General features: G+C 57.2%; 10 protein-coding genes and 2 pseudogenes. All 12 read left to right on the top strand.

Features of this window, described 5'->3' with window-relative positions; genetic code table 11:
• The 12 genes and pseudogenes from bcsZ (at position 1) to RHM58_RS24185 (ending at position 15,553) form a co-directional block, all read left to right on the top strand.
• A pseudogene (gene bcsZ / locus RHM58_RS24240) lies at positions 1 to 1,238 on the top strand (cellulose synthase complex periplasmic endoglucanase BcsZ).
• Positions 1,214 to 5,065 carry a cellulose synthase subunit BcsC-related outer membrane protein gene (locus tag RHM58_RS24235; RefSeq protein WP_322268392.1) on the top strand — a complete coding sequence of 1,284 codons (3,852 nt, stop codon included), beginning with the start codon at positions 1,214 to 1,216 and terminating at the stop codon, positions 5,063 to 5,065. The pseudogene bcsZ and the gene RHM58_RS24235 overlap by 25 nt, the downstream one beginning before the upstream one ends.
• A 17-nt stretch (positions 5,066 to 5,082) precedes the next feature.
• Positions 5,083 to 5,751, top strand: coding sequence for an SGNH/GDSL hydrolase family protein (locus RHM58_RS24230; RefSeq protein WP_201257166.1), 669 nt, complete (start codon positions 5,083 to 5,085; stop codon positions 5,749 to 5,751).
• Entirely contained in the window at positions 5,748 to 6,416 is a 669-nt protein-coding gene (locus tag RHM58_RS24225) for an alginate O-acetyltransferase AlgF (RefSeq protein WP_201257167.1), read from the top strand. The genes RHM58_RS24230 and RHM58_RS24225 overlap by 4 nt, the downstream gene beginning before the upstream one ends.
• 18 nt (positions 6,417 to 6,434) lie before the next feature.
• Positions 6,435 to 7,844, top strand: coding sequence for an MBOAT family O-acyltransferase (locus RHM58_RS24220; protein WP_201257168.1), 1,410 nt, complete (start codon positions 6,435 to 6,437; stop codon positions 7,842 to 7,844).
• A gap of 5 nt (positions 7,845 to 7,849) precedes the next feature.
• A pseudogene (locus tag RHM58_RS24215) lies at positions 7,850 to 8,993 on the top strand (alginate O-acetyltransferase AlgX-related protein).
• A 756-nt stretch (positions 8,994 to 9,749) separates the two neighbouring features.
• Entirely contained in the window at positions 9,750 to 10,463 is a 714-nt protein-coding gene (locus tag RHM58_RS24210) for a winged helix-turn-helix domain-containing protein (protein WP_322268390.1), read from the top strand.
• Between the two features lie 30 nt (positions 10,464 to 10,493).
• Positions 10,494 to 11,246: an EAL domain-containing protein gene (locus tag RHM58_RS24205; RefSeq protein WP_201257171.1), complete on the top strand. Its 753-nt coding sequence runs from the start codon at positions 10,494 to 10,496 to the stop codon at positions 11,244 to 11,246.
• Positions 11,247 to 11,285: 39 nt separating this feature from the next.
• A complete protein-coding gene (locus RHM58_RS24200) occupies positions 11,286 to 11,954 on the top strand; it encodes a response regulator (protein WP_322268389.1) in 669 nt (222 codons plus the stop codon).
• Between the two features lie 506 nt (positions 11,955 to 12,460).
• Entirely contained in the window at positions 12,461 to 13,855 is a 1,395-nt protein-coding gene (locus tag RHM58_RS24195) for an undecaprenyl-phosphate glucose phosphotransferase (RefSeq protein ID WP_201257173.1), read from the top strand.
• 130 nt (positions 13,856 to 13,985) lie between these two features.
• Entirely contained in the window at positions 13,986 to 14,780 is a 795-nt protein-coding gene (locus RHM58_RS24190) for a twin-arginine translocation signal domain-containing protein (protein WP_322268388.1), read from the top strand.
• Complete coding sequence (locus RHM58_RS24185; protein ID WP_322268387.1) at positions 14,765 to 15,553, top strand: hypothetical protein; 789 nt, start codon at positions 14,765 to 14,767, stop codon at positions 15,551 to 15,553. Before RHM58_RS24190 ends, RHM58_RS24185 begins: the two co-directional genes overlap by 16 nt.
• The last annotated feature ends 20 nt before the right edge of the window (positions 15,554 to 15,573 follow it).

The raw sequence follows: 15,573 nt of genomic DNA, 5'->3' as shown, positions 1-15,573 counted from the left end.
ATGCCGTCGTCGGCCATGGACTGCCAGCGCGCGTCATTACGTCAGTGCCTGCGCGGGTCCGTGCGCTGGTTGAACGTTTTGGCGCTGGCGCTGGTAACACCCGCGATGGCGGCCGGCCAACCTTGCGCAGAGTCGGCGTGGCCGCTGTGGCAAGCCTATGCATCGCGCTTCGTTCAGGCCGATGGCCGGGTTCTGGAGTCCAGCCTCGAGAAAAACCACAGCACGTCTGAAGGCCAGTCCTACGGCATGCTCTTCGCCCTTATCGGCAACGATCCGCAACGCTTCGACAAATTGTGGCGCTGGACCACCGCGAACCTCGCCGAGTCATCCATTGGCACACGCCTGCCGGGCTGGTTATGGGGGCAAGGCGAGGACGGTCAATGGCGTCTGCAAGACAACCACTCGGCCTCCGACGCCGACCTGTGGTTCGCCTACGCCCTGCTCGAAGCCGCACGCCTGTGGCATCGGCCGGACTACCGCCAGGACGCCCTGCGGCTCATGGCGATAATCGAAACGCAATTGGTCGTTGATCTGCCCGGTCTGGGGCCGATGCTATTGCCCGGACCAGAGGGCTTCATCCAGCCCAATCATCTCTGGCGGCTGAACCCCAGTTATCTGCCACTCCCCTGTTGCGGCGACTGGCCAAGCAAGCACCTTCCGGCCCCTGGCAAGCCATTGCACGCAACACGGCGACGATGATTAGCCAATCAAGCCACCACGGTTTCGTTGCCGACTGGGTCGGCTATCAAGGTACTTCAACCCAATCGGGGGGCTTCGTCAGCGATCCGATCAAGGGCGAAACGGGGAGTTACGACGCCATTCGCGTATACCTCTGGCTGGGTATGAGTGACGCCAGGGAAAGACTTGCGACGCCACTGTTAAAGCAGCTCGACGGTATGGCACGCCTCAGTGCCGCGAACGGTTTCCCACCGGAATCAGTACAGGTTCTGCATGGCCGTGTTCAAGGTCAGGGCCCGTTCGGATTCCACGCAGCCCTGATTCCTTACTTTCATGCCAAGGGACAATCCAGTGTCGCCCTCATGCTGCGGCACAACACGGAACAAGCCTTGCGTGAAGCGCTGGCCAGACCCGATGCCAGCGCGGGCCCGCCTCGCTACTACAACTTGATGCTCAGCCTGTTCGCGCTCGGCTGGGCAGATAAAAACTACCGATTCCGGGAAGACGGAACGCTAAAACTGTCCTGGGAGACCCCATGCACGCGCACCACCGCACGCTAACCATCGCCGTGATGAGCGCGTTGACAGCCACGGCTGCCCACGCCCAAAACCCGACGCCGCAGACATTGCTCATCGAGCAGGGACAATACTGGCAGTTGCATAAAAACCCACAACGCGCGGCGGAAGTCTGGCTCAAAGTGCTGCTGCTGGACCCTGTCCAGGTCGATGCCCTGTATGGCCTGGGCCTGATCGGTGTGCAGCTGGAAAAGCCACAGCAGGCGCAGCAATACCTCGTCCGCCTGCAAGCGGTCCAGCCACTGCCGCGCCAGGCACTCCAACTGGCGCAGGACATCGCTCTGGCACAACCGCAGAACCGCCAGCGTCTGGAGGAGGCACGCCGTCTCGTCGATGCCGGCGAGCGTGACAAGGCAACCGCCGTGTTTCGTGGGCTATTTGGCGCCAGTTCCGCTCAAGGCGTGATTGGCCGAGAGTATTACAACAACCTGGCCTTCAATCAGGCTGACTGGCCCGAAGCGCGAAGCGGGTTTCAGCGCCTGCAGCGTGAAATGCCCGACGACTCGATCGTCGCGCTGTTTTACGCCAAGCATCTGGTACGCCATGAAGACAGCCGCGCCGAGGGCATCCGCACCTTGGCCGGGCTGACCCGGCGTGCCGATATCAGCGGGGATGCCGACGAAAGCTGGCGCCTGGCGTTGAGCTGGATCGGCCCGCCCGATGCCACGCAAATCCCGTTGTTCGAGACGTACCTCAAGACTCATCCGGATGACGTAGAAATCCGGGCGCAAATGAACAAGGGCAAGCAACAGGTAACGACGGCGGGCAGCAAGGACTGGCAACCGCCAGCCGAGCTGGCTCGCGGTCTGAAAGCGCTGAAAGAAGGCGATCAGGTCACGGCCGAACAAGCCTTTGAGGCGCGGTTGAATACCCGGCCGGACGATGCCGATGCGTTGGGTGGGCTTGGTGTTATCCGCCAGCAACAACAGCGACTGGCCGAAGCGGAAAAGCTCTTGGCCAAGGCCACACGACAAAATGGCGCCAACCAATGGCAAACAGCGCTGACCGATGTTCGCTACTGGCTTGCATTGCAGCAGGCTCGGGACGCTCTGGTCAAAGGCCAGGCAACGCAGGCGCGGAGCTTGGTAAACCAGGCGCTGCAGCTGGTCCCTAACGGGCTGGATGCTCGTCTCACCCTGGCCGATGTTCAGACCCGCGAGAGCGCGTTCGATGACGCACAACGTAGCTATCGCCATGTGCTAAGCCAGCGCAAGGATGACCCGCAGGCACTGGAAGGGCTGGTGAATGTTCTGGTGGCGAATGGCAAAGGCGATGAAGCTCTGCAACTGCTCAACACCTTGCCGGCGTCCCAACAGGCAACGTTTAGTCAGTCGGGACGCCTGCAAGCCTTGCGTTCGGTGCAACTGGCCAATCTCGCCGAGCAACGTAACGACCTGCCTGCCGCGCGAAGCGCCTTGCAGGATGCCTTGCAATACGAGCCGGACAACATCTGGACGCGCTTCGCCCTGGCCCGCCTGACTCTGGCGATGGGCGAGCCGCAAAAGGCCCGAAGTCTAATCAACACGATGCTTGAAGCCCGGCCCGACAATGCCGATGCGCTGTATGTCAGCGCATTGTTGTCAGTTCAGATGGGCGACTGGAGCAACGCCCAATCGACCCTGAGACGCTTGCGTCCTGACCAGCGCACACCGGACATGGACGCGCTGGCCGCGGATGTCGATCTCAACCTGCAACTGAGCCATGCGATCGAGTTAGGTAAACGCGGGCAACGTCAGGAAGCCCTGGCACTGCTCGATCGCCTTCAACCGCTGGCCAGCAATAGCCCGCAGCGCACCGCCAGCCTGGCCTCGGCCTATCTCGACGTCGGTGATTCGGGCAAAGCGCTCAACCTTATGCGCAGCCAACTGCATCAGGCAACGGCGCCCACGGCAGACTTCGTTCTGCAATACGCCACCCTGCTGCTGAAATCCGGAGAGGATGCCCAGGTCAACGCGATTCTGCGTGACCTTCAGAACCAGCCTTTAAGCGTGCCGACTCGCAAGCGTTTCGACGACCTGCTTTTCCTTTATCGCATCCGTCAGGCTGACCAGTTGCGCGAACGAGGCGATCTGGTCAGTGCCTATGACACGCTGGCGCCCGCACTGGCGCAACGTCCCGGTGACAGCGCGGCAGTCGCGGCCCTGGCGCGGATGTACTCGGCCAATGGCGACACAGCAAAAGCTTTTGAACTCTACAAGCCGCTGTTGCAGCGCCAGCCCGCCGACCCGCAATTGCTGCTGGGTGCCGCCAACGCCGCGGTGCTGGCCCATGACACTGCATTTGCCCAACAAGCGCTGCAACAGTTGCTCAAGATCGATTCCAGCAGCCCTGAAATGCTCACGCAAGCCGCACGCCTTTACCAGGACATGGGCCAGACCGGCACGGCGACTGATCTACTGAGCAAAGCCGTGGCCATCGAGCAGAGCGAAAAACGCCGACTCCAGAACGGCCAACTGACAGGTTCGGGGGTGGCGCCCAACCCTTTTTCGGGGATATCCGGCCAACGCAGCGATGTCAGCCGCAAAACATCCTCGGACGTCATTCCGCAGCAGGCCAAGGAAACGCCCACGTCCCCTGTCATGGGCGTCGATGCCTCTGCGAGGCAACCACTGGTGAGTAATCCATTCGAGTCGCGACTGCCGCGCACCGTGGTGGTGAGCGAGGACATCAGCCCCGCACAACGAGCACTGAATCAGCTCCTCCAGGAGCGTAGCGCCTACGTCGTCCAGGGACTGAGCATACGCACCAACAACAGTGAGTCCGGCCTGAGCAAACTGACGGATATTGAAACGCCCCTGCAAATCAACATCCCGCTGGAAGAGAGTCGCCTCGCCTTGCGCGTGACGCCGGTCTCGCTGAACGCGGGCAGCGTCAGCGGCGAGTCATTGCAGCGGTTTGGCAACGGAGCACAGGGCGGCAGTGCCGGTTCGCAAAAAGCCCAGGGTGTCGGCGTTGCCGTCGCTATTGAAAGACCCGCTGAAGGACTCAAAGCCGATCTTGGCAGCACCCCGCTCGGCTTCAAATACACCACCGCCACGGGTGGCATCAGCGTCGACCGAGCGCTGAGCGACACCTCCAATGTCCGTTACGGCGTGAACATTTCCCGGCGCCCGGTGACCGACAGCGTCACCTCGTTTGCCGGCACCACAGACAAACGCAGCGGCCAGTCCTGGGGTGGTGTCACCGCCAATGGCGCGCGCGGCCAGTTGAGTTATGACGACAGCGAAGTCGGCGCCTATGGCTACGCATCCTGGCACCAACTGCTGGGCAACCATGTCGAGGCCAACAACCGCAGTGAACTGGGCAGCGGCGTCTACTGGTATCTGCAAAATGTGACAGACAGCAAGCTGACCGTCGGCCTGAGCATGACCGGCATGAGCTACGCCAACAATCAGGATTATTTCACCTACGGCCACGGCGGCTATTTCAGCCCACAGACATTCTTTGCCCTGGGCATCCCGGTGATCTGGTCACAACGCACCGGGCGCTTGACCTATCAAGTCAAGACGTCTGTCGGCGTGCAGCATTTCGAGCAAGACAGCGCCGACTATTTCCCTACCGAAAAAACCCTGCAAGCGGCATCGGGACTGCGCTACGCCGAGCAAAGTAAAACCGGGATCGGTTACAGCCTCGCCGCGGCGGCCGAATACAAGTTCGGTTCGAACTTCCTGCTGGGCGCCAACCTGGGCCTGGACAACGCCCGCGACTACCAGCAACTCAGCGGCGCCTTGTCGCTGCGCTACCTCTTCGAGGACATCAGCGGCCCCATGAGCCTGCCGGTCAGCCCCTATACCTCACCTTATTCCAACTGATCATTCAGGAGTTTTCGATGCCCACTTCTGCCCTCGCCGGCCTGACCCTCCTTGTCCTTGGGGAGAGCCATATGAGCCTTTCGGACCATTTGCTGGAGCCACTGCACGACAACCTGACCCGCCAAGGCGCCCTCGTTCACTCCATTGGTGCCTGCGGTGCCAGCGCAGCCGACTGGCTGATCAGCAAGAAGGTCGACTGCGGTGCCGAGCGCAAAGGCAGCGACAAGATGGTGATCAAGGGCCGCGAAGCCAGCACCACACCGATCCAGGACCTGATCGCCGCCGACAAACCCGACCTGGTGGTACTGGTCATCGGCGACACCATGGCGTCCTATGACAAACCGGTGTTTCCGAAAGCCTGGGCCTGGCAAAGCGTCACCGGCCTGGCCAAGGCCATCGCCGCCACAGGCACCCGTTGCGCCTGGGTAGGTCCTGCCTGGGGCAAAGCGGGTGGCATGTACCAGAAAAACGATGCCCGCACCCAGTTGATGTCTCAGTTTCTGGCCGCCAACGTTGCGCCGTGCACCTTCATCGATTCGCTGGCGTTCTCCAAACCCGGGCAATGGATAACCACCGACGGGCAGCATTTCACCGTCGCTGGCTATCAATCGTGGGGCACTGCGATCGGCAGCGCACTGGCCAAACTGCCCGCCGCCAGCCTCGCCAGCAAAGGAGCCGGCAAATGACCCGAGCCGAACTTGCAGCGGCCCTGTCCTTGTTGCTGAGCCTGCATGCCCAAGGCGCTGACATTACTTTGTACCCGACGGGCCCGGATCAGGACTCGGCGTTCCTGCGCTTCATCAACGCCGCCGACCAACCGCTGCAGATTCAGGCCGAAGGCTCGCGGGCAAACCTGCAACTCGAAGGCCAGAATGCCGTGTCCGACTACCTCTCGGTGCCCGTCGGCAAGCCGATCAAGGGCACCCTTGAACGCAGCGGCAAAAGCCAGCCGCTGAACATTCAGGTCATGGCCGGTGAATTCGCTACGGTGATTGCATTGCCGGACGGCACTGACGGTCTGCGCCCGATTGTCATCCGCGAGCAGCCCGATGATTTCAATAGCCTGAGAGCCTCACTGGCGTTTATTAACGCCGATCCCACTTGCCCCCAGGCCGGCTTGCGCGCCGCACGGGTGAACGCTGAATTGTTCAAGGATGTGGCCAGCGGTAGCGTGCAGCGCCGCGCGATTAATCCCGTCAGCCTTTCGGTGCAACTGGTCTGCTCCCAGACCGATGTCGGTGTGCCGCTGGATCTCGGTCAGCTCAAGGCCGGTGAGCGCTACAGCGTGGTGCTCCTGCCTGGCGCTAATGGCCCGTACCTGTTGCTTGCGACTGACGTCCTGGCCCACTAATCGGATTGCGTCACCACCATGGTTTTTGCCTCTCTCGAGTTTCTGACGTTGTTCCTGCCGCTGTTCCTGTTCGCCTACGCGTTGAGCCCACCCGACTGGCGCAACGTCACGCTACTGATCGGCAGTTGGCTGTTTTATGGTTGGCTGAGCCCACGGTTCCTCGCGGTGCATGTGATGCTGACCATCACGGCGTGGGTGGGCGGCTTGCTGATTGATGCTTCACGACAAGATGACAAGGGCCGTGTGCGGAGACTCGTGGCACTGATCGTGCTCAACACCGCCGTGCTCTGCTGGTACAAGTACGCCAACATCGTCGCCAGCACGTTGAACGAAACCATTGTCTGGTACGGGGCCATGCCGTTGTCCTGGCAGCGAGTGATCATGCCGGCCGGCTTGTCATTTATCGTGTTACAAGCGATTTCCTATCTGGTGGATGTGCATCGTCGCACCGTGCCGGTCGAACGCAGTTTCATCAATTACGCGACCTATATTTCGATGTTTGGCCATTCGGTCGCCGGCCCCATCATTCGCTATGACTGGGTCCGGCAAGAGTTGCGCCGGCGTTACTTCAACGTGCAGAACTTTTCGCTGGGTGCACGCCGTTTCATGGTCGGGATGTGCATGAAGGTTCTGGTGGCCGACACCCTGTCGCCCGTGGTCGATGTGGCGTTCAAGGTGCAGAACCCAAGCTTGGCTGACGCCTGGCTGGGCTGCCTTGCCTATTCCTTGCAGCTGTTCTTCGACTTCGCCGGCTACAGCGCCATGGCCATTGGTCTGGGACTGATGCTCGGCTTCCACTTTCCGGAGAACTTCAACCGTCCTTATCTGGCCAACAGCATCCAGGACTTCTGGCGCCGCTGGCATATGTCACTGTCCAGCTGGTTACGCGACTATCTTTATATTCCGCTAGGCGGCAATCGCAACGGTCCCTGGACAACGTATCGCAACCTGTTCCTGATCATGGCCATCGCCGGCCTCTGGCATGGTGGCGATAGTTGGAATTATCTGCTTTGGGGCTGCGTCCATGGCATCGCATTGTGTATTGATCGTGCCTGGAGCCGTTCCACCCTGCCCCCGATACCGCCAGTGCTTGCCCATGGGCTGACACTGCTGTTCGTCTGCCTGGCCTGGACCCTGTTCCGCGCCCCCGATTTTCACAGCGCGCTGCGCCTCTATTCCGGACAGTTCGGCCTGCAAGGCATCGCTCTCGGCGAGGAACTGTCCACGACCCTGCGCCCGATACACGGCCTTGCGGCCTTGCTGGGTGTATTCGGTGTCGTTGCGCCGCTGCTACGCCCTTATGCTGAAAAACAACTGGCCGGCCTGGCGTTCTGCACCGCAGCCCTTTGGCCCATCGTCGGTTTCATGCTGTCGTTCGCGCTGATCGCCAGTCGCGAAACCGTACCCTTCCTGTACTTTCAATTCTGATGACAATGACAGAGCACAGCACTCCCCCAACTCAGCCAGATGATTTGGCTGCACGCGGCAGCCCATTGGCAGGCGCGGCGCTGTTGATATTTCTGTTCTTCGGGCTGTTGTCCTCTGGACGGCTGATCGGATCAGGGCAACTCGACGCAGTATCGGCAAATTTATCTACTGCGCAGACTCTCGACGGAGGTGTCACCCATGAAATCGCCAAGGCGCTGTCGAAAGCTTCCGTTGCGACCCTGTTCGCCGAGCTGGAGCGCGGGGCGAGTTGGCTGCTCCTGGGCGACACGGGGCCGAGGGTTCGTACAGGCTGCACTGACTGGTTATTTCTGGCTGATGAACTCAAGGTCAACCATCAGGCGCAACTCAATGCCGATGCCAAGGCCCAGGCCGTCATTGATCTGAAGGAGCAGCTCTTCCGACAAGGCATCAACCTGCTCGTAGTCATCGTTCCAGACAAGAGCCGCATCGCTTCTGTGCAACGTTGTTCACTGTACCGCCCGGCGTCTCTCGAAGGGCGAATCCAGGCATGGACCTCGAAGCTGAATGTGGCCGGGGTGGCGAATCTGGACCTGACCGGCGCACTGACATCGCTGGGGCCCCGAGCCTACTTACGTACCGACACGCACTGGAGCGAATCCGGCGCCAAGGCTGCCGCCGAGTCCATCGCACAGCACCTGAAAACCCTGGGTATTAGCGCAACGCCACGCAGGTCGTTCACCGAAAGTCATGCTCCGTTCGCGCTACGGCCTGGGGATCTGGTGCATCTGGCAGGCATCGACTGGCTGCCGCTCAAATGGCAACCGACGCCCGAAATGGTCGCCCAAACCAGCATCCGCGAACTTCCCGGTGTGTCAGCCAACAACCCCGACGATGAAGGCACCCTGTTTGGCGATGCCAACCTGCCCGGCACTGCTCTGATCGGAACCTCATTTTCGCGCAACTCGAACTTCGCAGGGTTCATGCAGCAGGCACTGGGCGCCACCGTGGGCAATTTCGCAAAAGATGGGGGCGTTTTCCGGTGCCGTAAACAGCTATATCAATAACCCAGCCTTCAAAGAGACACCGCCGAACCTGATCATCTGGGAAATCCCGGAGCGGGATCTGCAGTCGCCGTACACCGACCCCATTGCGTTGGGCCGACACTAAGTCAGTGCTCTTGATTACCAGAGCTGATCGGGTTTGGCGCTGGATCATCTGCTTTCTGCACCAGAATGCATCGCTGCCATCCCTCTTGGTGCCCACGAGCACTACAGCGAAACGCGATGCTCCGAACAACATAAAGAATGACGTCAAATTGATGTCACTTCAATATCATAATGATATCAGTACTTATCGTTTCTTCGATAATCAGGCAGAATACCTACTAGTTAAAAAACCGACTTTTTTAGCTGCGCATTACAAACTCAATACAAAAAACCTTAACTAAAATACGCCACCACTCATTCCGCCCTAAAAAGAGGCGATATTGCGGTGACTACTCTGAACGGCGCACCGGCATCACTCATAGAACATTCTAGAATATTCTTATAAGTGAATTTCAAGGCATAAAAAATGCGAACACTGCACAGTTTCTACCCGAAATTCTCTGGATCTGCCCCCTTATGGCGCCTGATACGCGGCCCACTCATATCCCACTTTTGAAGCCCTTGCTAGTGCAGCCTTGAAAAAGTCAACCCGGAGATCCCGGGCAGCCTGACAAATCTCGTATCAACTAGTCGCCTCTCACAAAAACAAGCGAGATACAACCTCGATAAGTAGCTATGTCGTTGAGCCGAATGAAATTGATCGCTACGAATTGACCAGTTCGGCGGGTCTCCCAGCGAGGCGAATGTTATAAAACGTCAGATAACTTCAGTATTTTGTGTATTAAGATTGCGACGCCAGCACATAAGAGTCATTAGCATGATGAGTACGGATAACACGATCAAAAATGACCAAAAGAGCATTCTTGCCATTGGACACAATTGGAATTCGGGAGAGGCGTTAGAGCCGCGAAGCGTAACAAACCCTATACACGCGCATACATTAGATCGCACTAATGTTCTAAAACCTGATGTTGAAGGCGAGGCGCCTGGCGCCATAGTGATAGAAATCGACGATGCCTATGCTCTTAGTGACACTCTGGAACTTATCGGAACGTTACGCGAGAAATATGCAGAGTTAGTTGTCATCACCAATATTAACTATAATTCTCCGCACGCCAAGATTGAATGTTACCGGGCCGGCGCCGATCATTGCATCTACGCACCTAACGACCCGGACAAAAAGGCAGAGTTGATATCTGTCTTGTTCGACAGTCCTGAATGGCGACCTTCGATCAGGTTAACCCTGGATCAAACGTGCCTGCATTTAAGTGACGACAAACTAAAACTGGACCTTGCTTATCAAGAAATGAAAGTACTGGATGCGCTTATCAACGCGCAAGGCAATATTTTGCACCATGACAGTATTGCCGAAGCCATGGGACTGAATATAAGACTCTACGATTCGCGCGTCCTGGAAAAGTCCATCAGCCGCCTTCGAAACAAAATAAAAAGAAACTTTGGAATCAACATTATCCATAGCGTTCGAGGTTATGGCTACCGACTGTTACGAGGCGTCATGTCTGCCAAATAGAAAACTTAATCCCCTCAAAGGAGCTGAGTCATGGAACCAAGCAAGCAACACTCAATTCAAGAAAGCTTCACCTTAAGTTTTTTCAGGCAGTCGATACTCAGACGCAACAATGATTTGTTTGGTAGTGAGTTTTATGCCAAGGCCATAAAACATCACGCGCACCTTAACGCGTATCAGCCACTGCGCCCTACTCATCCGCTGGCCCTCTATCGTGAGGTACTGGCGCGAATTCAATTGAATGCCACTCCGCATTCTGCCGCTACTCCAACAGCGTTCGCGACGACCCCGAACCGGAAGTTTGTGACCATGAGTCATTCTTCTTTATTGGATAACGCCTTGATCAAGGAAATGACCAGCCTGCAGGTGACACTTAAGGGTCTTGGGCAACAATTAGTACCCAGCATTCAGGAAGGCTCGTTCAGGGCTATCAACTTAAAAGAAAAAAGAACCATTATCAGTCACATTCATTTGTTGAAGGATAACGGGGTCGAAATCGCATTCGATGGTTATGACCTGAGCGATGACAGTGCCGAGACACTGATCAGCCTGGACTTTTTCGACTATGTAAAAGTCGACCTGACAAAATCGAACTTCGACATCATGGTCGACAAAAGCCAGGACTTTTTCAACCGGTCCTATGACTGCCTGAGCAGCATGATCCACAACAGCAAAATCAAATTCATCGCCGACCGCGTAGAGCATAGCGCGCTGCATACGCTGGCCCGAAGCATGCCCTTCGATTTTTTCCAGGGCAGGTACTACTCGCCCACCGAGGTTACTTAAGCCTTAATGATTTCACCTATGTAGGAAGGAGCCTTAATTGTGAATACCCCCAGCAGTAACTTTCTAGTTTTTACCCGCGACCAACTTGCCCGACAAGCTATAGAGGCGCTACTTGCACAACGCCTGTGTTCTCAATTCGAAATCGAGTCTGGGAAACTCAGCTGTGAACGGATAAAAAAGAAACGCTTCAGTCATATTCTGCTCGATCAGGCAGACATATCGTTGAACGACGTCAGCTTTATTCGAAAAAACCAGAAAGACGCAGAAATCATCTTGATCACACTCAACTCAGAGCACTCTGAACTCAATCACTTCTCTCACTTTGGCGTCGATGGTTTTCTGAAAAAACCGGTGGCCGATGAAGAGTTCATCTCTGCGGTCAGTCGAATTAAAGAATTACCGCATAACCCCGAAACCTGGTGGTTCAACGGCGATGAGCGCACGTTGGTCAAAGAAGATATCACTATCCCCCTGACTGGCACTGAAGCGTTGATGCTCACACAACTGGTACTTAACGACCAACGAGTACTCAGCAAGACAGATCTCATTCTGCGTATTGATAAAGACCCTGAACACTACAGTGGCTTGGAGATGTGCTTGAGCCGGCTTCAGACAAAGTTCAAGAATGCGGCGAATGGAGAGCGGCTGCTACGTTCAGTCCGGAATCGCGGCTACTGCCTGGCACAAAGGATTAGAGTGGCTCACTGATTATTGACGTCGCGACAAAAACAAGAATATAGCGACAACCCACACCAACAGATACACCGCGTACTTTCACTGCCGACCCTCCCTGTGTTCTCGCCTCTCCTGTACTGCCGCGCGCAACGGTTATGACACCCGTCTTTTTTCATCCCCCCGCCGCCTGCTTGCTATTCGGCAAGCACACACGTAAATGTCATATCGTTATAGAAGCCTTTGCGTCACACGCCAAATAAAAATGCACGACCTTTTATAACTCCCTGGAAAAACCACGACCGTTATAATTCGTCTGACACCCGCAAAGATTAAGGCATTAGTATAAAACCGTTCACTGAGAAAGCTTGCCAACTGATGCCCTCATAAGAATAAAACTACCTGACTCATTAGATGCCCGTCGTTATTCCTTCCCGACAATAAAACTGTTGGTGGAATCACATTGGCTCTTTGCGCGCGGCTGCCAGTTATTAACCGTCGACTTGAATACAACGTGGCGCACGCCCTCGAGGGATACCGCTATGGAACATCATCGTATTAATCGCAAAAGCATAACCAAAGGGCTCACTTTTTGGGGGCAATGGGCAATTGCCATTACTTCGGTCAATGCACTGCTATTTGCGCTCGCGTTGTATCAAACCGGTGAAATCGACGCCCACTATCGGGTGCTGACGGTTCTCACCTTCCTGGGTTCGGTTCCGTCCTATTCGCTGCTGCAGGTCTATCACAAACGGCATGGTTACCTTAACGGCCTGGGACGGCTGTTGCTTGGCTGGATGCTGACGTTAACGGGATTGACCAGCATCGGATTCCTGAGCAAGACCAGCGAGCTGTTTTCCCGGGAGGTGATCCTGATCTGGGCCTTTGCCGGTTATTTCCTGCAGGCTTTGCTGTATCTGCCGCTGCACACCATTTCCAGACACTACCATCGGCAGTTGCACAGCCAAAACAACACGCTGATTATCGGCACCGACCCATTGGCGGTAAAACTGGCGGACAAGCTGGCCATGACCGAGTATCCGCCGCTGATTGGCCTGATCAGTTCTAAACCGAACCAATTGTCGACCAGCGTCAACACCCACAGGGTCATAGGCCCGCTGGAGGAGCTGCGCGAACTCATCAGGGTTCACGACATCCGGCGGCTATACATTGCGCTGTCGTTGAGCGAAGCCAAACAGGTCGAAGCGCTGTACATCGATCTTCTTGACTCGAATGTGGACGTCGTCTGGGTTCCCGACCTGGGCAGCATGACCCTGCTCAATCATTCCATCAGTGAGGTGGATGGCTTGCCGGCCATCCACCTCAATGAAAGTCCGTTGACCAGTTACCCTACGGCGGCGCTGAGCAAGGCCCTGCTCGATCGAAGCCTGGCGGCCCTGGCACTGATCGGCTTCAGTCCGCTGCTTCTGGTTGTTGCGCTAGCGGTGAAAATCTCCTCTCCCGGCCCGGTCATCTTCAAACAGGAGCGCCACGGCTGGAATGGCAAGATCATCAAGGTCTGGAAGTTTCGCTCCATGCGCCTGCACGATGATCACGAGGTCCAACAGGCCAGCCGTCAGGACACTCGCATTACACCGATCGGGCGCTTTATACGGCGCACCTCCATCGATGAATTGCCGCAGTTCTTCAATGTTCTGCAAGGGCATATGGCGTTGGTCGGACCTCGTCCGCATGCCGTCGCCCATAACGACTACTACACCGGCAAAATTCGCGCATACATGGCGCGCCATCGGATCAAACCGGGCATCACCGGGCTTGCGCAGATCAGTGGCTGCCGCGGCGAAACCGAGACCATCGACAAGATGCAAAAACGCGTGGAAATCGACCTCAACTACATCAACAACTGGTCGTTGTGGCTTGATATCAAGATTCTGATCAAGACGCCCTTCACGCTGTTTTCCAAGGACATCTATTAACAACGGCGCCCCTGCGCCCATACGCGGTCTACGCTTGAGCCTGTTCCCGACGGCGCCCCGGCGCGGGCAATAACGCCACTGACGGCGCCGGACTGCCCCGGATCGCCGTCCTTCCACTATCAGGATGATCATGCGCCCTCTCACCAGACGCCAGCTACTCGCTGCCACCGCCGGCGCCACCGCTGGCCTGGCGCTGGGGGCCGATGAAAGGATTCCCACGGAGCCTGGCTCGCAGCCATCTCTGAGCAATCGCAAAGCCGATACCAATCAGGCGTTGGTTCCCACACAGGATTTACAGCAAGACCTTGCCAACTCCATGGACCCCAAGATGGGGCCGAACATGGTGGGTTTTCTGCAATCGGGAACGGGCGCTGAATCACGCACCGTTGGCGATAAGCTGCGGGAAAGTCACAGCCTGCTGGACTTCATGACGAAAGCCGAGCGAGGCGATGTGACCTCCGGTGCCTCGCTCCTCGACCACACGACAGCGATCAATCGAGCCCTGTCCTCGGGTTATGAAATCGAATTGCCTGACGGGGTGCTCAATGCCCAGTACATCGAACTGGTCGACGGCACGCGCGCCATAGGCAAAGGGCACATTGCGGGACGCCAGGATACACGTCAGTGGAGCGGCACCGTGATCCGCGCCCTGGCGTCTGCGCACACACAATTCGTGCGCATGCAGGAGGGGAAAATCAGGGGCGTATTGCTGGAGGGTTTTACCCTCGCCGGCGACTACGTACATAACCCTTTGCAAGATGGCATCAGCCTGGAGGGCAAGGTAAGCGGGCCGGACGGTGGCTTGTGGGATTTCGAGCTGCGGCGACTATTCGTCAAAGGATTTGCCGGTGACGGTTTACGGCTCGTGGGGGGTATAAAAATACTCAGGCGCCCATTCAATTTGGTCTTGTGGACCACGTACTGATCGAGCGGCCGCTGGCGAAATCGCGAGGGTTGGTGCTGATGGGACAATGCGAACATATCGAATTCGACGAGTGTCGATTTGACGGTGTGTACGGGCTGGGTTCCGTGGGTGTCGGCTCCTACATCGGCAGGTTCAATCCCGCCTACGACATACGGCCCAACAACATTACCTTCACCAACCCCAGTTTTCAGCGCGCCAGCGTCGGCATCGATATCGACCGTTGCGAAAATATCGTGATGATTGCGCCATGGTTTGAAACGGTCATTACCGCCGTCCGGCAAAATAACTCGTCGTCCGGGCTGGAGTTGATCGCACCGCGTTTCGCCAACGTCGTCACTGGCCTGGATTGCGGCAAAAACTGCATGGCGTCGATTCGCTCCCCTATCGTGGCAGGCAGCATGTCGAACCTGGTGGTCGGCAAGAATCATGGCGGCGTCAGGCTCGACTCACCGTCCAAGGCCGGCGTCGGGACGACGGGGGTGCATTCTACTATGTCGTTCAACGCTGGACGCGGGTTGGAGGTAAAAGCTCATGCCTTCGTCAACGTCGAGTTTGGCCCGGGGCTGACAATCGACACCATCAACGGCTACCACATGCCGGGCGAAACCTTGACCCTGCTGGTGAGCTCCAATCCGGTGAGATTCATCTCTGGGGGCAACCTCGCGCTCGGGAACCAGGGCCCTTTTAAAGTGTTGGCGCCAGGCTCCGCGATCACCTTCATTCGAACCGACGCACCAGGCGTCGCCGCCTGGCAATGCATAGGGCTGGTATGAGTTAGCAAACCCGACCCGCC

The organism is Pseudomonas sp. 10S4 (assembly GCF_034344865.1).
Taxonomy (GTDB): Bacteria; Pseudomonadota; Gammaproteobacteria; order Pseudomonadales; family Pseudomonadaceae; genus Aquipseudomonas.
The sequence above is the reverse complement of the archived record's forward strand: the minus strand, read 5'-3'. Positions and strand labels throughout refer to the sequence as shown.